Origin of the sequence: Shouchella hunanensis (assembly GCF_028735875.1) — a bacterium.
Classification (GTDB): Bacteria; Bacillota; Bacilli; order Bacillales; family Bacillaceae_D; genus Shouchella; species Shouchella hunanensis.
This window is the reverse complement of sequence record NZ_CP117834.1, coordinates 153643-176639: the sequence shown is the minus strand read 5'-3', so window position 1 is coordinate 176639 and position 22997 is coordinate 153643. Positions and strand designations below refer to the sequence as shown.

The following is a 22997-nucleotide window of genomic DNA, read 5'->3' as shown; positions in this document are numbered from 1 at the left end:
TTAAAGGTGGATCGACGAAAACAAATTGAAAAACAAATTGCTTCCATGCAGAAGCAAAAAGAAGACAACCCTAAACAAGTAGAGGACCGAATGCCATTTCAACGGTTAGAAGACAAGGAGCCAACCTCTTCTCGCTTTCATAAATTTGCGCTGCAAGCGATTCTATCAGGTTGTTTGTTCTTTGCAATCGGAATCGCCTATGATGCTAATCATAAGCAAGCGGAAAGTGTTCAAGCATTCGTCAATCATTCTTTTGAAGAACATTTTCAATTTGCGGCTGTTTCTTCTTATTTTGAAAGTGTATTTGGTTCACCATTGGAACTATTGCCTGATCAAAGGGCACAAGAAGGTAGTGATGACATTGTCAATTATGCATTACCTGCTTCAGGTAGTATTAAAGAAAGCTTCTCAGAAGATCGAAAGGGCATTCTACTTGAAACAGGTGTTGAAGAAGTTGTAAAGGCAGTGAAAGGCGGTCATGTCATTAATTTGTATGAAGATGAAGAGTCACTTGGGCAAGTGGTTGAGCTTCAGCATCAAGACGGAACTGTATCTGTTTATGGAATGCTAGATGATGTTCATGTACGCCCGTATGATATTTTATCAAAAGGATCGGCAATTGGTACGATCCTAGAAGCGGATGAAGAGCAGGCAGGATTGTTCTACTTCGCATTAAAAGAAAATGGTGAGTACATTGACCCTAGCACTGTGATGAACTTTGATTAATTTTCTAAAAAAAATACACATCCACCCGTTTTTTTGGGTCATTATTGCAATGGGTGTGTTAAGTGGGCGTTTTAAAGAAGTGCTCATGCTCTTATTCATCGTTTTTGTCCATGAAATGGGTCATGTATGGATGGCGCGGCGGTTTAATTGGGACGTTATTAAAATTGAACTACTGCCTTTCGGTGGAGCCGCTGTTTTAGAACCTAAAGGCATTCGACCTGCTAGAGAAGAGGCATGGATTGTCTGTTGGGGCCCCTTACAACATACTTGGATGATGGGGCTTTCCTATTTCCTTTTACACACGACAGACGTTTGGATGGTACAAGACCATCAACTATTTATCAGTCACAACATGGCCATTTTACTCTTTAATTTAATTCCCATTCATCCCCTTGACGGCGGGAGACTTGTCCATCTTCTGTACAGTGCTTTCCTGCCTTATAAACTGGCAATGAGAGCAACACGGTTAACGTCACTTATCCTGCTTTTCATTGGTTTCTTTGTTGTACTAATTTTTATGCTCAAGTTAAATCTCATCATGATTTTCTCTTTCTTGATCCTCACCTTGATTTTAGATTATCGCCAACGGAATTATCGATTTATACGTTTTTTAATGGCTAAATTAGACGATCAAACCTCAACAAAAAGGTCGAATCTTTATGTTGAGAAAGAAACGACGCTTAGAGTAGTGAGTGAGAAGATTAGAAAAAATCACTTACACACTGTTGTATTAGTAGAGAATCATGTTCGAACCACTTACTCATTAGCGGCAGTGTTAGACGTCTACTTTCAAAAAGGAGCGCACGTGACCATAGACGAATTGAATAAGAGATAACTAGACATGATTGTGTCTTCTTTTTGCATCCTTTACAATAAGAAGGTAGGAAAAAGGAGCAGTATACGAATGGCCAAAACAATAAGAATGAAAAAAACAGCATTGAAAAGAGAAGCGGTCGTTATTGACGATCATGAAAAAGTAGTAGAGTGGTATATCGAGAGCGAGTTTATTCCTAATCTAGTTGGATCTGTTTTTAAAGCGAAAGTCGAAAAAGTGATGCCAAACATGCAGGCTGCGTTTGTGTCAATCGGTGGCGAAAAGAACGGTTTTCTTCATCGAGACGAGTTGTTAGCTTTTCAAAGGGATGCTCGTCAAGGGAACGAGGAGCGGTCAATCAACCAATATGTAAAAGCAGGTACCGAGATTATCGTGCAAGTAACGAAAGAAAGCGATGGAACAAAGGGGCCTCGACTAACAGAAATAATTTCGCTACCAGGACATGCGCTTGTTTACTTACCAGAAGGGCACGGCGTATCCATATCAAAGAAGATTCGTGAAGAAGAGACGCGCCAATCTCTAGCTGAGCACGTTACTTCTTTTCTACAAGGCGAAGAGGGCGTTATTGTAAGAACGCAAGGTGAAAAAGCTACACTAGCCGATATTGAAGAGGAAATGCGTTTTCTAAGAGCACTATGGAAGAGAACACAGACAAATCAGTCACAAGTTCCGTCACAACTGTTCCAAGGTTCATCTTTAATTGAGCAATTGATAAAACGCCAGTCGAACGATGAGCTTCATGAATGGATTGTTGACGATTATGATGATTTTCAAATGTTGAAACAACTCCTACCTGCATCACTGAAGGAAAGGGTTCGACTTACAGTAGGAAGTGAAGATGTTTTCTTATCTGTTTCAGGTCAGCTTCACAAAGCGTTACGACGCCATCTATGGTTGAAGAATGGTGGCTATTTAATCATTGATGAAACAGAGGCGCTTACTGTTGTAGATGTAAACTCAGGAAAATACACTAAAAAAGCAACAAAACCCCAAATGGCCTTTGAAGTAAACCAGCAAGCAGCAGTGGAAATTTGTAAACAACTACGCTTACGAAATTATAGCGGTATGATTTTAATCGATTTTATCGAAATGGAAAGCGAAAAAGCACAACGAGACATCTTGAAGCGAGTTGAAAAAGAGTTACTTCAGGACCATGTTAAAACAAGTGTAAAGGGTTTTACGAAGCTAGGCATGCTAGAGCTGACACGCCGAAAAGCATCGTTACCGATGGCAGATATGTTGCAGGAAACTTGTCCAACTTGCCAAGGCAGTGGACGCATTCTTACGAATCATGGCTTTGCTTTTCAACTGGAAAATGAATTAGCCCAGCAACGAGGTGCTGAGTGCATGCTTATTCAAGCTCGTCCAGAGCTAGTTCATCTATTTCATGAAAACGATGAAGCTGTATTAAAGCGATTAGAGTATTGGTTGAATTCAAGTATTATTTTTCTAAGCACAAACCAACTGCCAGTCGAAAAGCCATATGATATTCTGTTTCAAGGTGACGAACAGGCTGCAAAAAAACGACTTAAAACCCTTACGAACAATGATTGACAGTGAATTCGAAACTGTGCTATGATGATGTGTGTTAGTGATTTGGTGGCACCCAATGAACTTACAACCGCGCGGATTAGGTGTTAAACGGATACGCTCCTGCCTAAAATGGCGAGTCTTATGTTATGAGGAGGTGCAGAAATGTACGCAATTATTGAAACTGGTGGTAAACAAATCAAAGTTCAAGAAGGTCAAGAGATCTACGTTGAAAAACTAGATGCTGAGGCTGGAGCAGAAGTAAGCTTTGATAAAGTCCTATTTGTAGGTGGCGATTCAGCAAAAGTCGGCGCTCCATTCGTAGAAGGTGCATCTGTTACGGGAACGGTTGAAAAACACGGACGTAATAAGAAAATCATCGTATACAAAATGAAAGCGAAGAAAAACTACCGTCGTAAGCAAGGTCATCGTCAACCGTATACAAAAGTTGTAATTGGTAAAATTAACGGCTAAGCCCGATGATACGTATTCAATTTCACCATGATCAAGAAGAGAATATTACCATGTTTACGATGAGCGGACATGCTGAAGCAGGTCCTCATGGACAAGATATTGTTTGTGCAGGTGCTTCTGCTGTTTCCATTGGAGCGATAAATGCTGTTCATTCGTTATGTGGTGTTGATCTTGTTGTTGATTTGGCTGGTTCAGAAGGTGGTTATTTACACTGTGAAGTTCCAGAAAATCTGGATACAAAAACATATGATCAAGTTCAATTGCTTTTGAAAGGGATGGAACTTTCTCTTCATTCAATGGAACAATCATATCGCTCATTTATGAGTATTGAAACCGACAGGAGGTGACGATATGTTAAGAATGGACCTTCAATTTTTCGCATCGAAAAAGGGAGTAGGTAGTACGAAAAACGGTCGTGATTCTCGTTCTAAACGCCTAGGCGCAAAGCGTGCTGATGGTCAAACGGTAACGGGAGGATCAATCCTTGTTCGTCAAAGAGGTACACGCGTTTACCCTGGAACAAACGTTGGTAAAGGTGGAGACGACACTCTTTTTGCGAAAGTAGACGGTGTTGTTAAATACGAGCGCGTTGGTCGTGATCGTAAACAAGTTAGTGTATATCCAGCATAAAACCTTGCATACGCAAGGTTTTTTTTGTTGAAAAAACAGCTGTGCGAAAATGATTAAAAAGTACTAGATAAGCTAGCAGCTTTTGGAATTCCGATGCGACTTAACACTAATTTTGTCGAAACACACTGTTAAAACAGGAAAAGATGAAGTAAACTAGAGTGGTGAATAAATAGGTAAAATTAGGAATTCGTCAAATCAAGGAGGAGTTAAAAAAGTGAAATCAACAGGTATTGTTAGAAAGTTAGATCAGTTAGGCCGAATTGTGATTCCCAAAGAGTTAAGAAGCATGTTAAATATTGAAATTAAAACACCTCTTGCTATTTTAATTGATGGAGATCAAATTGTACTTGAGAAATATCAGCCCTACAGTGCGTGCTTAATTACTGGGGAGAGTTCGGATGAAAATATTAAACTCGCAAATGGTAGTATTTGTTTGAGTAAAGAAGGCGCCGAACAACTCATTAAAGAACTACAAGAAAAAATGGAGGATTCCCACCGTTAGCCAAAAAGAAGGCAGCGGTTTTTTTGCGTCGAACTAGTATAGAGAAAGGGGAGGATAAAGTGAAACAAACAGTCATAAGGAACGGTAAAGTCTGGTCAGGTGTTAAGACAGAAGAAGAATCTGTTGAAATCTTACTAGAAGGACATCAAATCATTGATGTTGCAACGAAGGTTAATAGCAAAGAAGATTGCGTGATCATCGATGCAAATGGAGGCTGGGTTACACCTGGAATTATAGACGTTCATACTCATCTAGGTGTTTACGCACAAGATGTGGGAAAAGCGGGTCATGATTTTAACGAAATCACTAAACCGTGTACACCAGAAGTACGAGCTCTTGATGGGATTGACCCAAGTGATAGTGGCTTCTTTGATGCGCGAAAAGCGGGTGTGACAACCGTTCAGGTTCTTCCAGGGAGCGCGAATGTGATTGGTGGCGAAACGTGTGTAATCAAGACAACTGGTCGTTCTGTAGAAGAAATGATTGTTAGAGCACCATCAGCGATGAAAGCCGCTTTAGGAGAGAATCCGAAATCAGTTCACGGGGCAAAAGGAAAAATGCCTATAACGAGAATGGGGGTTGCTGCTGTTCTTCGTCAAGAACTAATGCATGCACAGGATTACTATAATCGAAAAGCTAAAGGTGAATTATTGACGAGGGATTTGGGGATGGAACAACTGTTGCCAGTTCTTAAGGGTGACATACCAATGCGCATTCATGCACATCGAGCAGATGATATTATGACAGCCATTCGGATAGCAAAAGAATTTTCGATTGAAATAACCATTGAGCATGTAACAGAAGGTCATCTCGTTGAAAAAGAACTGCTTGATAGTGGCTTTCGTTTTACGATTGGACCGACATTTTCTGCACGGTCTAAGCAAGAACTTGCTAATAAGAGCTGGGATACGGTGAAAGGTTTTGCAGACGCAGGTGTTCCGTTTACCATCACAACAGATCATCCAGTTATTCCAATTGAACATTTAGTAACGACTGCAGGGTATGCGCGAAAGCATGGGATTGATGAACATACACTTTTGAAAGCCATCACGGTGTATGCAGCAGAACATCTTCAGTTAGAACATCGAGTAGGAACCATTGAAAGCGGTAAAGATGCCGATATTGTGATTTGGAGTGGTCATCCATTAGCGATTGACACTGTAGTAGAACAGACGATTATAAATGGTGAAGCGGTCTATACTAGGTAATAAGACGAAAAAGAGGAAGTAGGTTTCTATGAAAAGCCGAGATCAAAACCAGCTTCACACATTGCATCAAATGATATGGTGCGCAACAAGCGATGGAGAGCGTAAACGATGCATTACGAAGTTAGCGCTCTTACAAGCCCAATTAAAGACTAAAAGAGGCTAAGAAACAATGCTCAAAAAGGAATTAATACGAGACGCACAACGAGGAATGCAGCCTTTCCCTTGCGAGGGGTTTTTACATGGGGAAGGCAATGAAAAGGCGCGTGTTCTATTTGTTGGGGAAGCACCAGGACGAACGGAATTAGTGACGGGAAAACCTTTTTCGGGACGATCTGAACAAAGTTTTGAAGCGTACTTACAGTTAATCGGTCTAAGTCGTGAGGAGATTTATGTGACAAGTACTGTTCGTAGTAGGCCTTATAAAACAGATCGAAAAAGCAAAAACAAGCCGATACAAGAACGCGGAAATCGTACGCCAACAAAAAGGGAGATTGCCGCGCATGCAGTTCTTCTAGATGAAACGATTGCTTCTATTCAGCCTGAAGTCATTGTTACGTTGGGCAGAATAGCTTTGGAACGCTTAGCTGGTTCTCCGTTTAAGGTAAGCGAGCAACATGGAAAACCTTTTTGCACAAAACTGCTTTCCTATGGATTAGAGGGTACGTACATACGAGATAATAGGGCAATCATCTTTCCGACGTATCATCCTTCTTCTATTTTTTACCGACCGGCCATTAAAGAAACGATACTAGCTGACATGAAACGTTTAAAACAGCTCTTGACCATTTTGTAAGTTATCCATAACGGTCTTGATGCTGTTTTTTCATGTTTAAATAGTCTTTATCTTCTCGAACTATTTTCCACTTTTCTTCAAAATAACGTGCTGCTTTTGCCTTTTCTTCATCAATATCTCGTTTATTTAAATGACCATCTTGATCGTATTTTTTTCCACCTGGATAATTGGCATATCGTCTTGCCCTCGTATAGCCCATTTGCAGAAATTTTCTTGCCATGTCCATACCTACGAAATCTTCCTCCTTTTGATATTGGAGAAACTGTTCGTATATTTTCTCTGCAGAAGCCTTAGCGATATCAGGTGTTTTAAAGCGCCAATGAGGTAAAATTTCACTTTTATAGGGTTCAACCATTAAGACCCCTTGCTCGCCTCTGCCTACTAAATACTTTTCAGGGGATTTACGATGATTCGCATGTTTATCCATTTGTTTGTAGTAGCTCATCCTAACACCTCCATTCATACCATACCCGTATGACACAATCTGTAAGCAAAAAAAGCCCAGCGTATGGACTGGACTTAGTGCTTGATAATAGATGCTACATCAAACAGGGATGGAGAGAGCGGTACTTCTCGATTAGCGACAGATTCAGCAAGTGCATAGCCGATATATGGACCAGCAGTAAGACCTGTAGATCCAAGTCCATTTGCAATCCATACTGTTTTTTGGTTCGGTAGTCTTCCGAACAATGGCATATGGTGAGGGGCAACTGGACGGAAGCCGACTTTTGTATCAATGTATGTAGCTGCTTTTAAACCAGGAGCGACAGACAGTGCTTCATGAAGTATTGTATGAACGGCGTCAACGGTTATAGACGGTTCAAAGTTTGTATGATTTTCGTAAGTAGAACCTGCGATAATCTTTCCTCCTTCGAAAGCGAGAAGATATTGATTTCCAGGAGGAATAACAACTGGCCAACGAGATGTATCTGCATCAATTTGCATATGGACAATTTGTGCTTTTTGATCCCGAATATCGATTGTCATCGAGGTTGATTCGAAAAGCGGTTTTACCCAGGCACCATTCGTAATAATAAGTTCATCATAGTCGAGTTCGCCAGCACTTGTAACGACGGCAATTCGACCATCCTCATGCTCTTTTACAGATGCCTCATCGTGAAGAATTGAAGCACCGAGGGCTTGAGCAGCTTGCTGAATTGAGTTTGTTAACAGCTGACCATCTACACGACCTGCCCCTTCTACTAAGACACCGTAATACTCTGAGTGGAGAAGAGGGAAATGCTCCTGTAGCTCTTCCCCTTCAAGATAAGTGAGCAAACCAATTTCCGGTGCCTCCCGACGCTTCTCTGTTGCACGCTCAATAGTTTCTAAAACATTCTCTTTTTTTTCATGTATCCATAAGGCTCCAGTACGCTTAAATCCAGTCTCTTCTCCACCAAATGCTGTTAATGATTTCACAAACGATGGGTAATAAGCTGCGCTTCGTCTTACTAATTGGTACCATGCTTGATTTCTTCTTTTTGATAGCCACGGACAAACAATGCCGGCTGCAGCATTTGTAGCACGATGGGGATGACGGCTATCTATTAGAATGACGTCATAGCCTTGTTTTGCTAAATGAAAAGCTGTGGAACTTCCAACAATTCCACCACCAAGAATCACAATTCGCTTCATAAATAAAATGCCTCACTTCTGTTCAAACGATCATTAGAAAAGCGTAGCGAATTCAGTAGGAAATGTCAATTGTGCCCTTGACATCATTTTTAAGGCTACGCATAGTGTAAGTAATAAAGGAGGCTTGCAAATGATTCTAATTGGAATTACCTCATCTATTGTTGAAGAAGGAAGACTGAGTACAGCCATCGACAATATCTCGTCGATAAATGGTAAAACTGTACTTCCGGTTGTCTTACCAAACATTGAGCCTGACAAAGCATGGCACTACATAAAAACAGTAGACGGCGTGTTATTAACAGGAGGCGGGGACATTAACCCGATGTTATTTAATGAAGATCCACACCCGGATTTAGGCGATCTTACCCCCGAGCGGGATCAGTTTGAATACGAACTAGCGAAAGCGGCTTTAGCTGAAGGAAAGCCAATATTGGGTATCTGTCGTGGCATGCAAATCTTAACTATTGCAGCCGGAGGCGATATGTATCAGGACTTACACACACAATATGAAGGAGAACTCGTGCAACATCGTCAACGAGCACCTAGGGAATATAGAAGTCACCAAATTCAACTAAAGGCATCGTCGAAATTAGAATCAATTGTTAACTGCACGACTATGTACGTGAATAGTTTTCACCATCAAGCTGTCCGCAATGTATCATTTCCTTTTCAAGCGGTTGCTTGGACGAATGACGGTGTAATTGAAGCAATTGAACATCAATCTCACCCTTTTCAAATTGGTGTTCAGTGGCACCCGGAAAATTTGACAGATGAGCAGTCGAAAAAATTGTTTCAAGCCTTTATTCATGCATGCACATCATAAGCAAAATGATGTGCGTTCTTTTATACTGAAGAAAAGGAGGTATCTAACGTGAATTTTAATGAATACAAGCAGTACGATGGTGTAGGGCTAAGCTCATTAGTAAAAGAACGAAAAGTAAAGCCGACTGAGGTGTTGCAAGCTTGCTTGGACGGAATTGCAACGAATCAACAGTTAAATGCCGTTCTTTCAACTCGAGAAGAAAAGGTCTTTAACGAACTGGAGACAGTAAACCACAATGAACCGTTTTATCACGTTCCTTTTTTATTGAAAAATTCATCGCAAGCGCTCGAAGGAGAAGAAATGAATGGAGGAAGTGGTTTGTTAAAAGGATCTATTGCGACAAAGACAAGCCACTACACCAAACGACTTCAAAAAGCCGGTTTTTGTATGATGGGCTACTCGAATTCTCCGGAATTTGGATTGAAGAATATTACTGAACCGAAATTATACGGTGCAACCAAAAATCCACTAAATGAATCCTATTCTCCAGGTGGGTCGAGCGGTGGAGCTGCAGCTGCTGTGGCAAGTGGAATCGTACCAATTGCAGGTGCCAGTGATGGTGGTGGTTCCATTCGCATTCCCGCTTCTTTTAGTGGCCTTGTTGGTTTAAAACCAACGAGAGGACGAACGCCAGTTGGACCAGGAGTCGGAAGGCAGTGGCAAGGAGCAGCAATTGACTTTGTACTCAGTCGCTCTGTTCGTGATAGTGCTCGCTCATTGGATGTCCTGCAAATTCATCAACCAGAAGCCGCTTTTCATACACCGCTTTTTGAAGAGGGATTTGAGCGATCTTTATCTAAACGACTCTCTCCATTACGAATTGCTTATTCGTACACTTCGCCAGTCGGGACGCCTGTTTCTAGCGAAGCAAAGCAAGCACTTATGGAAACGATTCAATATCTTGATTCTTTAGGTCATTACGTTGAAGAGGCGACGCCGGCAATTGATGGGCGCTCATTAATGGAGCAATATTATTTGATGAATGCAGGAGAGATGGCAAACGTACGGCAGCGACTAGAACAATCTTTAAATCGTCAATTACATGAAGAGGATTTCGAGACAGAGTCTTTTGTATTAGCGGAAGCTGGAAAAAATGTTCGAGCCGCTGATTATGCCAATAGCTTAACAACTTGGGATCAGCATGCGGCAATTGCCATGGAATTCCACGAAACCTATGATCTTTATTTTACGCCTAGTGCCGCTTCCATCGCACCAAAGATTGGTGAATTGACCCCCTCTGCTGCTGATGAAAGAAAGATGAAAGAGCAAATTCAGCAGCTGGCTGCAAAAGAGCAACTAGCGTTTGTATATGAAATGTTTTTACCAAGTTTGACGTACACACCGTTTACACAACTGGCTAATTTAACAGGTCAACCGGCCATCAGTTTGCCAGTTTACAAAACAAAAGCAGGAATGCCGATTGGCGTTCAAGCGATGGCAGCAAAAGGGAACGAATCGTTATTATTTCGTTTAGCTTTAACCCTTGAGCAAAGTGAACGTTGGCAAGGTTGAGTTCGTCTTGCTTGAATGGATGAGATGCTTTTTACTATACTACTATATGATAGAAAAAAGGAGTTGGACATGATGTATCGTAAAGTTGACGATTTTATTCAAGAGTGGAAACAGGAGTCTCAGTTAACACTAGCAGTATTAAATGCCCTATCAGACGAGAAGTTAGGACAAGCCATTGAAGAGGGGCATAATACATTGGGTTGGCTAGGCTGGCATTTGACTACTTCGCCTGTCTTTTTTGTTGGGCAGCTCGGTCTTAATCTGGATGTGGACCTTTCCGACAAACAGCCTAGTAGTGCAAGTGTAATGAAAGATTCTTATGAACGTGTCAGCCAAGCGTTGTTACACGCTGTGGAGCAGGTGAATTCAGATGCATTTATGGAGGAAGAACTTCAAGCATTAGGAGCAACCTTGACAAAAGGAGCGATGTTGCGTTTACTGATAAATCACCAAGCCCATCATCGTGGTCAAATGACAGTCCTACTTCGTCAAGCAGGTTTAACAGTTCCTGGTCTATACGGACCTACGAAAGAACAATCAAGATAAACAAAATGTATGAAAGCACATGGAGAAGTTAAGCGCCATGTGCTTTTTTGTGCTGGAAGAGTCAAGATACGTAGCCTGAATGTGCAAATGTTTGTAAATGCCACCTTCATGCTTTTTACAAAAGCTTTACATGAGCCATAAATGAACTTAATACTTTACAACTATACTTGGGCTTGTAAGAACGATACCGCTCAACAAATAGGGGGAAATAAAACAGATGAAGAAGCTAAACCTTGGAGCCGTTTTCGCAGCCTTTCTATTAACAGCAGCTGCATGTGGGTCAGACGATGGAGCAAATACAGGAGGAGACAATGCATCAACCGGTGGAGCTGATGAGAATACCAACAGCGAAGAAGTATCAGGGAGCATTCTCGTAGCTGGCTCTAGTGCAATGGAACCGCTCGTGGCGGCAGCAAGTGAAGTCTTCATGGAAGAGAATTTAGAAGCGAGTATTTCTGTACAAGCTGGAGGTTCTGGTCAAGGTCTTTCTTCCATTGCAAGTGGACAGGTCGAGATTGGAAATTCTGACGTATTTGCAGAAGAGAAAGATGATATTGATGCTTCCAACTTGGTTGATCACCGAATTGCAGTTGTTGGAATGGGACCAGCCGCTCACCCTGAAGTAGGAGTAGACGATCTTTCAACAGAAGAAATGATTGATATTTTTACAGGAGAAGTAACAAATTGGAGTGAAATTGGTGGTGCTGATCAAGACATCGTTCTTGTAAATCGTCCAGATTCTTCAGGAACGAGAGATACATTTGTAAAATACGGCTTAGAAGGAAATGAACCTTCTTCAGATGCCATTACTGAAGACTCATCAAGTACCGTTCGTCAAATTATTAGCGAGACACCAGGAGCGATTGGATACCTTGCATTTTCTTATTATGATGATCAAGGTTCTGTGCTTCCATTGTCGGTAGATGGAGTCGAACAAACAGACGAAAATGTTATGTCTGGGGACTTCCCAATTTGGGCATATATGCACTCTTATACAAATGGGGAACCGGAAGGGTTAACAAAAGCGTTTATCGACTTCTTATTCAGTGAAACGGTTCAAGATGGCGTCATTCCAGAAATGGGTTATATTCCAGAAACCGGTATGCAAGTGGAAAGAGATGCCGAAGGAAACGAAACAGCAAAATAAAGATAAATAAAAGAGACTTTGCTTCCACAAGTCGAGTCTCTTTTTCAAACATTGATTTTCATTGAGGAGAAGATCAAGGAGGAAGAAGTTCATGCCAGCTACCCAATCTGTAGCAGACCGTTTGCTAGACAAGAAAAAAACGATAAAAAAAGAACGCACTGGAAAACTTGTTGTTTATACATGTGCGGCCATTATTATTTTAACAACATTAGCCATTACGCTTTTTCTCGTTTTGCGTGGGATACAAGCATTTGTAGCTGATGGAGTTAGCCCTATACAATTTCTAACAAGTTTAGAATGGAACCCATCAAGAAGTGCAGAGCAAGGTGGACCGGTATACGGCGCTCTACCATTTATTGTGGGCTCATTTGCCGTCACCATTTTAGCTGCGCTTGTAGCTGCACCTTTAGGAATTGGTGCCGCTATCTATATGACAGAAATTGCACCAAGCTGGGGTCGGAAAATTCTTCAACCAGCAGTAGAGTTATTAGTTGGTATTCCTTCTGTTGTATACGGGTTTATCGGTTTAACTCTCATTGTTCCATTTATCCGAGAAAATGTTGGTGGCCAAGGATTTGGTCTTTTAGCCGGAATGATCGTGTTATCCATCATGATTTTACCAACTGTTACAAGCATAGCAACAGACGCTCTTCGGTCCATACCAAATGGGATGAGAGAATCGTCATTGGCACTCGGTGCGACGAGATGGCAGACGATTCGGCGTGTGATTGTACCAGCAGCAACACCTATGTTATTAACCGCTGTAGTGCTAGGGATGGCTCGAGCATTTGGTGAAGCCCTTGCAGTACAAATGGTTATCGGAAACTCTCGCACAATTGCTGAGTCTTTACTTGATCCAACCGCAACATTAACGACGATTATTACATTAAACATGGGGCATACGGTACCAGGTAGTACAGAAAACAATGTGCTTTGGTCGCTCGGATTAATTTTGCTTGTTATGTCTTATTTGTTCATTATCATCGTTCGTTTCTTGTCATCTAGGAGGCGTTTTTCATGAATAAACGATGGACAGATCGATTAGCAACGTCAGTATTTACGATGATTGCACTTGTGATCGTTGCCGTATTAGCCGGTTTAATTAGTTATATAGTAGTACGTGGTTTTAGCCAGCTTGATTTAGACTTTTTAACAAGCCCACCTAGCTCTTTCCGAGAAGGTGGAGGAATTGGACCACAGTTATTTAATTCATTTTACATTTTAGTATTAACCATGTTATTCACTGTACCGCTCGGTTTAGGCGGCGGCATCTATATGGCTGAATACGCTAAACCAGGGAAAGTGACAGATTTTATACGTACTTGTATTGAAGTGCTGGCGTCATTGCCTTCCATTGTTGTTGGCTTGTTTGGTTTACTTGTCTTTGTTCAACTAACAGGGTGGAGCTACTCTATATTAGGTGGAGCTCTTGCATTAACAGTATTTAATCTACCAGTAATGGTTCGTGTTGTGGAAGATTCTATTACGAGCGTACCAAGAGAGCAAAAAGAAGCAAGTTTGGCATTAGGAATTACGCATTGGGATACCATTCGAACCATTATTTTACCAGCAGCGTTTCCCGGCATCTTGACAGGAGTGATTTTATCTGCAGGTCGTGTGTTTGGTGAAGCAGCAGCCTTACTTTTCACGTCAGGTGTGACAACACCAAGGCTAGATTGGGCGAACTTCAACCCGTTATCAGAAACATCACCTCTTAATGTGTTTCGACCAGCAGAGACTCTTGCAGTACACATTTGGAAAGTGAATACACAAGGGCTTGTTCCTGATGCAAGAGATATTGCCGATGGCGCGGCTCTCGTTCTTATCATTGCGGTTCTCTTATTTAACTTAGTAGCTCGATTACTAGGACGCTACGTACACAAAAAATTAACGTCTGCAAAATAGGAGGAATTTGATGTCGACGCTGACCGTTCAAAAAGAAGTGGAACAAACAGAAATGATGACTGCACCAACGTTACTAAAAGCAGAAGATATTAATATCTATTATGGTGAAAACCATGCTGTGAAAAACTTAAATTTAGCTGTTCATCGGAATGAAATCCTGGCATTAATAGGTCCTTCAGGCTGTGGGAAATCGACGTTCTTGCGAAGTATTAATCGAATGAACGACTTAATTCCATCGGCAAGAGTAACTGGGAACATGATGTATGAGGAAGTGAACTTATTAAGTGACGACGTCAACGTTGTAGCGTTGCGGAAGGAAATCGGAATGGTATTTCAAAAAGCGAATCCATTCCCAAAGTCCATTTACGATAACTTGACTCATGGCTTACGGTTTCACGGTGTGCCGAAAAAGCAGTGGAAAGACATTGTTGAGGAATCTCTTACAAAAGCTGCGCTATGGGATGAAGTAAAAGATCGCTTGCATGATTCAGCACTTGAACTCTCAGGTGGACAGCAACAGCGCTTATGTATTGCCAGAACGTTAGCATTAAAGCCTGAGGTTATTTTACTCGATGAGCCTGCATCAGCACTCGACCCAATTGCTACTGCTAAAGTAGAAGAATTAATGATTGAACTCAAAAAACAATATACAGTTGTTGTCGTGACACACAATATGCAGCAAGCTTCACGAGTGTCTGATCGAACGGCGTTTTTCTATAATGGTGAACTAATCGAAACGAATCCAACAGAAAAGTTGTTTAGTAACCCTGATCATAAACAAACAGAGGCTTATATTTCTGGTCGATTTGGGTAAGGAGGAGACATTTGCTATGGTGGCGACATTAGAGGAAATAAAATCAGTCTACAGCGTGAGAGACTTTAATTTATGGTACGGCCAAAACCATGCTTTGAAAAATATTAATCTCGATTTACATGAAAAAGAAGTGACAGCCATTATCGGTCCTTCAGGGTGTGGTAAATCAACATTTATTAAAACATTGAACTTAATGTCACGTTTAAATCCAACAATTCGAATGTCAGGGGAATTAAATTATCGGCAGGATAATCTTCTGCATTCTTCAATGGATCTAGCAGAATTACGAAAGCATGTCGGCATGGTGTTTCAAAAGCCTAATCCATTTCCAAAATCCATTTACGAAAACGTAGCCTACGGGCCCAGAGTGCATGGTGTTCGGAAGAAAAAAGAGCTTGATGAACGTGTTGAATTAAGCTTAAAAGGTGCCTTTTTATGGGATGAAGTAAAAGATCGATTAAACAAAAACGCAATGGGGTTGTCTGGAGGGCAGCAACAGCGTCTATGTATTGCACGAGCTCTTGCGACGAAACCTGAAGTCCTGTTAATGGATGAGCCGACGAGTGCATTAGATCCGCTTTCAACAACAAAAATTGAAGAACTTATTTCCAATTTAAAAGGGACCTATACGGTTGTCATTGTCACACATAACATGCAGCAAGCCGCTCGCATCTCGGACAAAACCGCCTTTTTCTATATGGGTGAACTGATTGAAATGGACGATACACGTAAGATCTTCTCAAATCCGGAACATAAGCGGACAGAAGCTTATATTTCAGGTCAATTTGGATAAGGAGCGAACCAAATGTTACGAAGCATGTTTGTTCAACAGCTTGAGGAAACTGTATCGCATATTCAAGAATTAGGTGAACGTACGCTCATACAGCTAGACGAAGCCATTCAATCGTTTGAGCATCGTGATACGACAAAAGTAGAAGCGATTATCGCAAATGATAAAAAGATCAATAAGCGAGAGCTAGAATTAAACGAACAAGTTTTTGATATTATTGCTAGACAACAACCAGTTGCAGGTGATTTACGCAAGCTGATCGTTGTGATGAAAATTAGCGGTGATTTAGAACGCGTAGCGGATTTAGCAGTCGATATGGCTAAAGTGTCAAGACGACTTTCAGATGTCGACGAGGCAACGTTAACTGAGTTAACGACTTTAGCAAAGGATGCCCGGGCAATGGTTGCAAAAGCGCTAATCGCTTATAAAGAAAAAGATGTCATTGCTGCACAGCAATTGGCGAAAGAAGATGACCTTATTGATGAGCAGTTCGGGAAATTTATTAAACGCTTATTTAGACAAGATGTGAACGAACAAAATGTGGAAGGAACGACTCAGTTAGCTTTTATCGCTCGTTATGTAGAGCGTATTGCTGACTATGCAACGAATTTATCAGAATGGATTATTTATGAAGCGAATGGTCACCATTTTGATTTAAACTAACGAGGGTTCTTTGCTCTCGTTTTTTTGTTTTATGCTATACTGAGTAGGTATTCTTATTCTACAGCTGAAGGAGGGCATTGCGTGATTCCTGCCCAAACCTTTTTACCGTATTTGTCGTTTCATAATCACGTTTGGCCACTGTTCTTTATCGGGGCTGCTATCTGGCTATTGCTAACTTGGAGAGACATTCGAACTGGGCGTACATTAGTCGCTCTGTTTGTTCGTGTTACGCAAATTCTTTTGCTTTTAACGGGTAGTGTTAGTCTATATATGTATCAATTTATGCCTTATTATGCCGTAAAAGGTGCCATTGCCTTGCTGATGTTTTTCTTTTTTGAAACGAGCAGAATGGCTTTAAAGCGTCAAGACTATGCAGGTTTTTCCATACATATGAGTATTGTTGTGTTTGCTAGTTTAACAGTATGGTTACTTGGCGTAAATGGACGGTGATGGTAATAGTTCATGGGTACGTGATTAGTTGCACTTAACGTTTTGTCTCACATAATAGGTAATAAGAGAGTCTCTCGCTGAAATAAACAATACTATAAACTTCTAACCAAACCAATCCGATAAAGAGTACGAGGGTAAATCTCCTCGTATTCTTTTTTTAAGGTGGAGAATCCATTGAGTCAAAACCGTTATGTGTCCATGTTTATTGATGAAAGTCTTGAACACCTTTCACTTATAAATGAGCATTTACCAAAATTAGCACAAGAAGAACATCAAGGGAAAACCCTTGATGATATTTTCCGATCAGCACACACAATAAAAGGGATGGCTGCTTCGATGAACTTTACCGTTATGGCAGAGCTCACCCATCAATTTGAGAATGTTCTTGATGATTTACGATCGGAAAAAGTACGCTTAACTGATCACTATGTCGATTTTTTTTACGCCATCGTTGATTTTTTAGATAGCTCAATTGAATCTGTTGCCGAACAAGGTATCGAGCTCTCACACACACCAGAGCTTAAACAGCAATTAGATGCGATTAACCAAGGTTCAGGTCAACAAACATCTACGAGTCAAGAGATGGATGAACATACGTTGCGTATTATTGAACAGGCCGTTCAAGAAGGGATCTCGGTTAAGACGATTACCGTTAGTGTTGATGAACAAGCGATGCTAAAAGGTGTGCGTGCATACATGGTCATCAGTGAAATCAGTAAGCTAGGTGAAATTCTGTACACAAACCCTTACACAGAGGCGCTTGAAGAAGGATTATTTGAAAAGACCTTTCAAGTAGTTGCAGCTACAGGTGTAGAAACTAATGAAATTGTTCAATCGGTTGGATCGCTAACAGAAATCACTCATGTAGACGTTAAAGATTTTACGATACAGCAACAGACACCCACAGCCGTTCCTGAGCAACGTAAGCAAGAAGCCAGAGAAGAAAAAACGCAAAAATCAATCCGTGTTCAGTTAGGTAAGCTTGATGAGCTTATGTATTTATTTGAGGAGCTTGTTGTCGAAAAGAGCCGTTTAGAAGAGTTATCCAAAAAAGTGGACGATGTAGACTTGACGACAACAACTGAAAAAATTAATCGAAGCATAAGCCACCTTCAATCGGTTATGTTATCCATTCGAATGATGTCACTCGACACGATTTTTTCGCGGTTTCCAAAAATGGTCCGCAAAATCGCTAAAGAGGTAAAGAAAGACATCGATTTTGTTATTGAGGGTGGAGAAACAGAAATTGATAAAGCGTTAATTGATGAATTAAGCGACCCGCTCTTGCATTTGTTACGAAACTCCATTGACCATGGAATTGAACAAAAAGAACAGCGCTTAGCACAACAAAAAAAGGAAAAAGGTACGATAACGTTAAGGGCATTTTACAAGGGTAGTCGAGTAGCGATTGAGATTGAAGATGATGGAGGCGGTATAAACCGCGAGAAAGTATTGCAAAAAGCTCTTAAGTTAAATCTCCTTTCTGAAGAAGAAGCTATGCAGCGAGCGGATGAAGACATTTATCAATTACTGTTTCAATCAGGATTTAGTACGGCCGAAGCAGTGACTGACTTGTCAGGTCGAGGCGTTGGCTTGGACGTTGTAAAAACAAATTTAGGAAAAATCGGCGGTACCATTGATGTTTATTCAACAGCAGGGAAAGGATCTACTTTTTCGATTTCCTTACCTCTTACTGTGTCGATTATGGAAGCCTTACTCGTTCAAGTAGACAACCGGCCATATGCTATTCCAGTATCAGCTGTTTTGGAAACAGCAACAGTCAGACAAGAGGCGATTCAGTATTCGCAAGATCAAGCCATGATACACGTTCGAGGACAGTTTATTCCGCTTTATTCTCTTCAAGCATTTGTTGGTGCACAAGATCCTTTAGAGGAAGAGGAATGGTCCGTTGTGGTTTTATATCAAAAAGACAAGCTCGTCGCTCTTCGTGTAGACGATTTTATTGGTCATAGTGAAATTGTCCTTAAAACTCTCGGTCATTTATTGAAGACAACAAAAGGATTATTAGGGGCAACGATTCTTGGCGATGGAAATATTGCTATGGTTGTAGACACTTCTTTATTTTTCACGAATCAATGGAGGGCTTATCATGAGCAATAATCTAGAGAAAATCATTGTTTTTACTAGTGGACAGCAGCAATACGGGCTACCACTTAGCCAGCTCCTATCCATTGAAAGGCTCAAAACCATCGCGACTGTTCCAAATACGCCGACGGTTATTGAAGGAGTCATACTTGTAAGAGGCGAACTTATTGCAGTAGTCGATATGAAGAACGTATTCGAGCAGGAAAAGACAGAAGGTACTATACATACACGATTACTTGTGTGTAAATGGGAAGATAAAAACGTAGCCCTATTGGTGGAAGAAGCAAGCGATATTGTTCAAGTAGAAGAAGGGGCTTTTCAAGATCTACAGGAACAAAGTATGGATCGTTCGTTTTCAAAGCAGCTCGTGCAAATGGGCGATCGTTTTGTAACGATTATCGATTTACAAGCTTTTCTAGCGTTTTTGGAAACAGAATGTCTAGCCTCCTAAACGATAAACAAAACAGCTCATGGAACTCTTTCCATGAGCTGTTTTTTGCTGTAAGCAAGTTTTTACTACATAACGTTTTTAATTGCCGTCTCATTCGTTGGCGCAAGATGTAAGTCATGCCACATCATGTAGCAAAGCACTGTCCATAGCTTTCGACTGTAGTCTGCTTTTCCTTGACGATGGTCTTCAAGCATTCTTAGCAAATAGTCTTTATTAAAGTATTCGTCAGCTCCGCTCGTTTTTATCGTTTGCTCAGCCCAACTGTACAGCTCGTCTTTTAACCAAACACGAATTGGAACTGGGAAGCCTAATTTTTTTCGAGATACAATGGACTCAGGAACAATTTCCTTCATAGCTTCGCGCAAAACAAATTTTGTCGTTTTATTGGCAAGCTTAAAGTCGGTTTGAAGTGCACGCGCAAATTCAAACACTTCTTTATCAAGAAATGGTACGCGTAATTCGAGAGAATGAGCCATTGTCATACGGTCTGCTTTAACAAGTATGTCGCTTGCAAGCCATGTATGCATATCAACGTACTGCATTTTCGTAGAATCATCATAGTCACGCACAGCATCATAAAGTGGGCGTGTAACATTTGTGTAAGGATGAGATGAATTGTAAGAGTGAAATAACTCTCTTTTTTCCTCTTCATTAAAGATAAAGGCATTTCCGACATAACGCTCTTCTATCGGCGTTGTTCCTCTTAACAAGAATCCTCGTCCTTTAACAGCAGATGGCAGACGGTGTGCAAGACGATTTAATGCAGGGTGAAGGCTCTTAGGAACTTTATCAAAGAATTTTAAGTCTAAAGGCTCACGATAAATTCGGTAGCCACCAAATAGCTCATCTGCCCCTTCACCGGATAAAACTACTTTTACATGTTTACTTGCTTCTTTTGCCACAAAATAGAGAGGGACTGCTGCTGGATCAGCAACTGGCTCGTCCATGTGCCACATGATCTTCGGAAGTTCATGTAAAAATTCTTCGGGTGTAATAATCTTAGAAATATTGCGGACACCTAATTTGTCAGCGGAGTCTTGAGCAATATCAATTTCACTATAGCCTTGTGTTTCAAAACCAACTGTGAATGTTAATAAGTCAGGGTGCTGCTCTTTTGCCATCGCAACGATCGCTGTAGAGTCAATGCCACTAGAAAGAAACGAACCGACTGGTACATCCGAGCGCATATGTTTTTCGACAGAATTTATTAGTACTTCTTTTGTTTCTGTCACTAATGATTCAAGAGACTGGTTGCGAGATTGTTGATAAAAAGAGCGATCACTGTAGCTTGTTACTTCAATTGATAAATTCTGATCGATGGTTAAACAATGTCCAGGCAACAATTTCTCAACCGTTGTTGTTAATGTATTTGGCTCTGGTACATATTGAAAAGTAGCATAGTGTTGCAACGATTCCGTATTCACTTCAATTTCTTGAATGTATGGCATCAATGATTTTTGCTCTGAGCCAAAGTGAATTCGACCATTATCACGCATATAGTAAAATGGCTTAATACCAAATCGATCACGACCACAGAAAAGCGTTTTTTCTTCAGTGTCCCAAATCGCAAACGCGAACATACCGCGCAATTTTTTAATCATGTCTTTTCCTTCATGGGCAAAAAGAGCAATTAACACTTCTGTGTCGGAATGAGTATGAAAGGTAACACCTTGTTCCTGTAATGCTTCACGAAGCTCAATATAGTTATAAATTTCACCATTAAAGACCATCTGGTAGCGGTCATCTTCGTAAGAAAATGGTTGAGAGCCATTCTCTAAGTCAATAATGCTAAGACGTTTAAAGCCAAGGCGAACAAAGCCATCTTTATATTCACCAGTTTGATCTGGTCCACGATGATGAATAACTTCTAAGGCTTCATTCCAGGTTTGGTCGCTTGCATGATTAGTTTCATTATGTTTGTGTAACAGTTCTCCTATAAAACCACACATTAGTGAGGCACCTCCGCATAAATTGGATATAAATTTTCCTATCATCAATAAAAAATGGGCCGGAACATCCATAGCCCTAAGGTTTATGACCATACTATTAAGGGTAAATAATACGTAAATCAAACGATATCATCATAACAGATGGAGGGAGAATAATGAAAGAGCCATTTGCCATTGATAAGAATGTCCTAAAGCAGTTGCAAATCATTAATAGTTTAGAAGTTCGTACTGATTTGACGGTTCAATCACTTTATGCACGTGCTGTTCTTGCTTATTCTAGTTACTACTTTAAAGAACAATACTTAAGAAAACAAATTGATCTTGCTTTGGAAAACCGTGATAAAGAACAATTCCACATTCTTTCTTCAGAGCTCTCCTCTCACATCGAGCGTCATAAATACGGTAAAACCATTTCAGAAAATGGCTACAATTTATTTCTGACTTTTCATTAACAATCAGACCAATACATTTGGTCTGATTCTTTTCATTTTAATATCGGATATACTGTATAAATTAGGTAAGATTACCTTCTTTATTATACACCTAGTTGTAGGTATACGAATATATAAAAATATAATGGAAAAAATTGATTTTTTCAATGGCTTATGCAAATCTTAATAAAGGATTGTATCAAAAGATAGGAGCTTTTCACTTATGGAAAATGAAAAAGTGTATTGTAATACTGAGTTTGATCCATTAAAAGAAGTTCTCGTGTGCGAGCCAGAATTTATGACGATTAAAGAACCGATTAACGAAACACAGCGAAAGTATATGAATGAAAATATTGACCAAGCGCTCGCTTGCAAGCAGCATCAGACACTTGTGGATACGATGAGAGAAGAGGGAATTGATGTAAAAGTATTGCCTCCGAATGAAGCATTTCCTGAACAAATCTTTATGCGTGATAGTGGTTTTACAATTGGGAATAAACTTTACGTCGGTCGGATGGAAAGTGCGGTTAGGCAAGGGGAAGAAAAGAAATTAAAATCCTTTCTACAATCTATTGGACGCCCATTCTATTCACTACATGAAGGAACGATTGAAGGTGGTGACGTTATTGTCACAAAAGATGTTGTTTTTGTAGGAGCGAGCGGTCGTACGTCGCAAAATAGTATTGACACGTTAAAAGCAAATCACGAAGAAAAACAATTTGAATGGATTCCATTTGATCATAAATTTCTTCATCTTGACTGCGTGTTTCAGCCAGTATCTGATCATGAAGCGTTACTTTACCCTGATGCCATTGAACCGTCGTTTTTAAAAAAGATAACGGATCGGTATGATTGTATTGAGGTTTCGAAAGAAGAGCAATTTTATCTGAGTGTCAATGTTTTATCAATTGGAAAAAAACGAGTGATTGCCTTGCCACAAAACAAGAAAACAAATGAAGCGTTACGAGCTAGAGGGTACACCATTATTGAAATCGATTTTTCAGAAATTATTAAATCAGGTGGTTCCTTTCGTTGTGTGACGCTACCTGTATTGCGGAAGGGCTAAACGCATAGGTT

27 protein-coding genes and 1 other annotated feature are annotated in these 22997 nt (G+C 40.5%); of the genes, 24 read left to right on the top strand and 3 right to left on the bottom strand.

Annotation, left to right across the window (positions count from 1 at the left end):
- Positions 1–6: 6 nt before the first annotated feature.
- The 10 genes from PQ477_RS01030 (at position 7) to PQ477_RS00985 (ending at position 6698) form a co-directional block, all read left to right on the top strand.
- Positions 7–726, top strand: coding sequence for a peptidoglycan DD-metalloendopeptidase family protein (locus PQ477_RS01030; protein WP_052008030.1), 720 nt, complete (start codon positions 7–9; stop codon positions 724–726).
- A 49-nt stretch (positions 727–775) separates the two neighbouring features.
- Positions 776–1561 carry a M50 family metallopeptidase gene (locus tag PQ477_RS01025; RefSeq protein WP_144559307.1) on the top strand — a complete coding sequence of 262 codons (786 nt, stop codon included), beginning with the start codon at positions 776–778 and terminating at the stop codon, positions 1559–1561.
- 69 nt (positions 1562–1630) lie between these two features.
- Positions 1631–3115 carry an Rne/Rng family ribonuclease gene (locus PQ477_RS01020; RefSeq protein ID WP_274272837.1) on the top strand — a complete coding sequence of 495 codons (1485 nt, stop codon included), beginning with the start codon at positions 1631–1633 and terminating at the stop codon, positions 3113–3115.
- A gap of 55 nt (positions 3116–3170) precedes the next feature.
- Positions 3171–3244 (top strand) — a sequence feature (ribosomal protein L21 leader region).
- A gap of 12 nt (positions 3245–3256) precedes the next feature.
- Entirely contained in the window at positions 3257–3565 is a 309-nt protein-coding gene (gene rplU, locus PQ477_RS01015; protein WP_035395457.1) for a 50S ribosomal protein L21, read from the top strand.
- Positions 3566–3570: 5 nt separating this feature from the next.
- On the top strand, positions 3571–3912 hold the full coding sequence (locus PQ477_RS01010; RefSeq protein ID WP_035395455.1) for a ribosomal-processing cysteine protease Prp: 342 nt from the start codon (positions 3571–3573) through the stop codon (positions 3910–3912).
- Positions 3913–3916: 4 nt separating this feature from the next.
- Positions 3917–4195 (top strand): 50S ribosomal protein L27, encoded by a 279-nt coding sequence (gene rpmA, locus PQ477_RS01005; protein ID WP_038481584.1) that lies wholly within the window; start codon positions 3917–3919, stop codon positions 4193–4195.
- 214 nt (positions 4196–4409) lie between these two features.
- Entirely contained in the window at positions 4410–4697 is a 288-nt protein-coding gene (locus PQ477_RS01000; protein WP_144559305.1) for an AbrB/MazE/SpoVT family DNA-binding domain-containing protein, read from the top strand.
- A gap of 59 nt (positions 4698–4756) precedes the next feature.
- Positions 4757–5905 carry an amidohydrolase gene (locus PQ477_RS00995; RefSeq protein ID WP_246117041.1) on the top strand — a complete coding sequence of 383 codons (1149 nt, stop codon included), beginning with the start codon at positions 4757–4759 and terminating at the stop codon, positions 5903–5905.
- A 28-nt stretch (positions 5906–5933) separates the two neighbouring features.
- Entirely contained in the window at positions 5934–6068 is a 135-nt protein-coding gene (locus PQ477_RS00990) for a hypothetical protein (RefSeq protein ID WP_274272836.1), read from the top strand.
- A 6-nt stretch (positions 6069–6074) separates the two neighbouring features.
- On the top strand, positions 6075–6698 hold the full coding sequence (locus PQ477_RS00985) for a uracil-DNA glycosylase (protein ID WP_035395450.1): 624 nt from the start codon (positions 6075–6077) through the stop codon (positions 6696–6698).
- 1 nt (position 6699) lies between these two features.
- On the opposite strand, the gene PQ477_RS00980 is transcribed toward PQ477_RS00985, so the two are convergent.
- Together PQ477_RS00980 and PQ477_RS00975 are read right to left on the bottom strand one after the other, a co-directional pair.
- Complete coding sequence (locus PQ477_RS00980) at positions 6700–7143, bottom strand: DUF4385 domain-containing protein (protein WP_144559304.1); 444 nt, start codon at positions 7141–7143, stop codon at positions 6700–6702.
- Positions 7144–7217: 74 nt separating this feature from the next.
- Positions 7218–8333 (bottom strand): NAD(P)/FAD-dependent oxidoreductase, encoded by a 1116-nt coding sequence (locus tag PQ477_RS00975; RefSeq protein WP_060703844.1) that lies wholly within the window; start codon positions 8331–8333, stop codon positions 7218–7220.
- A 130-nt stretch (positions 8334–8463) separates the two neighbouring features.
- Here PQ477_RS00975 and PQ477_RS00970 point away from each other — a divergent pair, with 130 nt between their 5' ends.
- From PQ477_RS00970 to PQ477_RS00915, 12 genes are all read left to right on the top strand, one after another.
- A complete protein-coding gene (locus tag PQ477_RS00970; RefSeq protein ID WP_274272835.1) occupies positions 8464–9156 on the top strand; it encodes a gamma-glutamyl-gamma-aminobutyrate hydrolase family protein in 693 nt (230 codons plus the stop codon).
- 48 nt (positions 9157–9204) lie between these two features.
- Positions 9205–10668, top strand: coding sequence for an amidase family protein (locus PQ477_RS00965; protein WP_035395446.1), 1464 nt, complete (start codon positions 9205–9207; stop codon positions 10666–10668).
- 72 nt (positions 10669–10740) lie between these two features.
- Positions 10741–11214, top strand: a complete 474-nt coding sequence (locus PQ477_RS00960) for a DinB family protein (protein WP_274273533.1) — start codon at positions 10741–10743, stop codon at positions 11212–11214.
- 217 nt (positions 11215–11431) lie between these two features.
- A complete protein-coding gene (locus PQ477_RS00955; RefSeq protein ID WP_144559302.1) occupies positions 11432–12361 on the top strand; it encodes a phosphate ABC transporter substrate-binding protein in 930 nt (309 codons plus the stop codon).
- A gap of 91 nt (positions 12362–12452) precedes the next feature.
- The gene (pstC, locus tag PQ477_RS00950) at positions 12453–13382 is read left to right on the top strand and encodes a phosphate ABC transporter permease subunit PstC (RefSeq protein ID WP_035395442.1); all 930 of its coding nucleotides are present in this window, start codon (positions 12453–12455) and stop codon (positions 13380–13382) included.
- Entirely contained in the window at positions 13379–14266 is an 888-nt protein-coding gene (gene pstA, locus PQ477_RS00945) for a phosphate ABC transporter permease PstA (protein ID WP_274272834.1), read from the top strand. Before pstC ends, pstA begins: the two co-directional genes overlap by 4 nt.
- A 10-nt stretch (positions 14267–14276) precedes the next feature.
- The gene (pstB, locus tag PQ477_RS00940) at positions 14277–15080 is read left to right on the top strand and encodes a phosphate ABC transporter ATP-binding protein PstB (RefSeq protein ID WP_144559300.1); all 804 of its coding nucleotides are present in this window, start codon (positions 14277–14279) and stop codon (positions 15078–15080) included.
- Positions 15081–15096: 16 nt separating this feature from the next.
- The gene (pstB, locus tag PQ477_RS00935) at positions 15097–15873 is read left to right on the top strand and encodes a phosphate ABC transporter ATP-binding protein PstB (protein ID WP_274272833.1); all 777 of its coding nucleotides are present in this window, start codon (positions 15097–15099) and stop codon (positions 15871–15873) included.
- Between the two features lie 12 nt (positions 15874–15885).
- Positions 15886–16533, top strand: coding sequence for a phosphate signaling complex protein PhoU (gene phoU / locus PQ477_RS00930; protein WP_035395439.1), 648 nt, complete (start codon positions 15886–15888; stop codon positions 16531–16533).
- Between the two features lie 81 nt (positions 16534–16614).
- Entirely contained in the window at positions 16615–16983 is a 369-nt protein-coding gene (locus PQ477_RS00925; protein ID WP_144559298.1) for a hypothetical protein, read from the top strand.
- Positions 16984–17157: 174 nt separating this feature from the next.
- Positions 17158–19104 (top strand): chemotaxis protein CheA, encoded by a 1947-nt coding sequence (locus tag PQ477_RS00920; RefSeq protein ID WP_144559297.1) that lies wholly within the window; start codon positions 17158–17160, stop codon positions 19102–19104.
- Positions 19094–19540, top strand: a complete 447-nt coding sequence (locus tag PQ477_RS00915; protein WP_144559296.1) for a chemotaxis protein CheW — start codon at positions 19094–19096, stop codon at positions 19538–19540. The genes PQ477_RS00920 and PQ477_RS00915 overlap by 11 nt, the downstream gene beginning before the upstream one ends.
- Positions 19541–19605: 65 nt before the next feature.
- Here PQ477_RS00915 and asnB read toward each other — a convergent pair whose 3' ends face one another.
- The gene (gene asnB, locus PQ477_RS00910) at positions 19606–21489 is read right to left on the bottom strand and encodes an asparagine synthase (glutamine-hydrolyzing) (RefSeq protein WP_274272832.1); all 1884 of its coding nucleotides are present in this window, start codon (positions 21487–21489) and stop codon (positions 19606–19608) included.
- A 155-nt stretch (positions 21490–21644) separates the two neighbouring features.
- Between asnB and PQ477_RS00905 the strand changes: the two genes are divergently transcribed.
- Together PQ477_RS00905 and PQ477_RS00900 are read left to right on the top strand one after the other, a co-directional pair.
- Positions 21645–21941 (top strand): IDEAL domain-containing protein, encoded by a 297-nt coding sequence (locus PQ477_RS00905; RefSeq protein ID WP_035395433.1) that lies wholly within the window; start codon positions 21645–21647, stop codon positions 21939–21941.
- A 202-nt stretch (positions 21942–22143) separates the two neighbouring features.
- Positions 22144–22986: a dimethylarginine dimethylaminohydrolase family protein gene (locus PQ477_RS00900; protein ID WP_035395431.1), complete on the top strand. Its 843-nt coding sequence runs from the start codon at positions 22144–22146 to the stop codon at positions 22984–22986.
- The last annotated feature ends 11 nt before the right edge of the window (positions 22987–22997 follow it).

Coding starts and splice junctions, on each gene's coding strand:
- PQ477_RS00970 (WP_274272835.1), top strand. CDS start 8,464: ATGATTCTAATTGGAATTACCTCATCTATTGTTGAAGAAGGAAGACTG.
- pstA (WP_274272834.1), top strand. CDS start 13,379: ATGAATAAACGATGGACAGATCGATTAGCAACGTCAGTATTTACGATG.
- asnB (WP_274272832.1), bottom strand. CDS start 21,489: ATGTGTGGTTTTATAGGAGAACTGTTACACAAACATAATGAAACTAAT.
- PQ477_RS01010 (WP_035395455.1), top strand. CDS start 3,571: ATGATACGTATTCAATTTCACCATGATCAAGAAGAGAATATTACCATG.
- PQ477_RS00900 (WP_035395431.1), top strand. CDS start 22,144: ATGGAAAATGAAAAAGTGTATTGTAATACTGAGTTTGATCCATTAAAA.
- PQ477_RS00975 (WP_060703844.1), bottom strand. CDS start 8,333: ATGAAGCGAATTGTGATTCTTGGTGGTGGAATTGTTGGAAGTTCCACA.
- PQ477_RS00985 (WP_035395450.1), top strand. CDS start 6,075: ATGCTCAAAAAGGAATTAATACGAGACGCACAACGAGGAATGCAGCCT.
- PQ477_RS00905 (WP_035395433.1), top strand. CDS start 21,645: ATGAAAGAGCCATTTGCCATTGATAAGAATGTCCTAAAGCAGTTGCAA.
- PQ477_RS01025 (WP_144559307.1), top strand. CDS start 776: ATGGGTGTGTTAAGTGGGCGTTTTAAAGAAGTGCTCATGCTCTTATTC.
- phoU (WP_035395439.1), top strand. CDS start 15,886: ATGTTACGAAGCATGTTTGTTCAACAGCTTGAGGAAACTGTATCGCAT.
- PQ477_RS00915 (WP_144559296.1), top strand. CDS start 19,094: ATGAGCAATAATCTAGAGAAAATCATTGTTTTTACTAGTGGACAGCAG.
- rpmA (WP_038481584.1), top strand. CDS start 3,917: ATGTTAAGAATGGACCTTCAATTTTTCGCATCGAAAAAGGGAGTAGGT.
- rplU (WP_035395457.1), top strand. CDS start 3,257: ATGTACGCAATTATTGAAACTGGTGGTAAACAAATCAAAGTTCAAGAA.
- pstB (WP_274272833.1), top strand. CDS start 15,097: ATGGTGGCGACATTAGAGGAAATAAAATCAGTCTACAGCGTGAGAGAC.
- PQ477_RS00990 (WP_274272836.1), top strand. CDS start 5,934: ATGAAAAGCCGAGATCAAAACCAGCTTCACACATTGCATCAAATGATA.
- PQ477_RS00960 (WP_274273533.1), top strand. CDS start 10,741: ATGTATCGTAAAGTTGACGATTTTATTCAAGAGTGGAAACAGGAGTCT.
- pstC (WP_035395442.1), top strand. CDS start 12,453: ATGCCAGCTACCCAATCTGTAGCAGACCGTTTGCTAGACAAGAAAAAA.
- PQ477_RS00980 (WP_144559304.1), bottom strand. CDS start 7,143: ATGAGCTACTACAAACAAATGGATAAACATGCGAATCATCGTAAATCC.
- pstB (WP_144559300.1), top strand. CDS start 14,277: ATGTCGACGCTGACCGTTCAAAAAGAAGTGGAACAAACAGAAATGATG.
- PQ477_RS00955 (WP_144559302.1), top strand. CDS start 11,432: ATGAAGAAGCTAAACCTTGGAGCCGTTTTCGCAGCCTTTCTATTAACA.
- PQ477_RS01020 (WP_274272837.1), top strand. CDS start 1,631: ATGGCCAAAACAATAAGAATGAAAAAAACAGCATTGAAAAGAGAAGCG.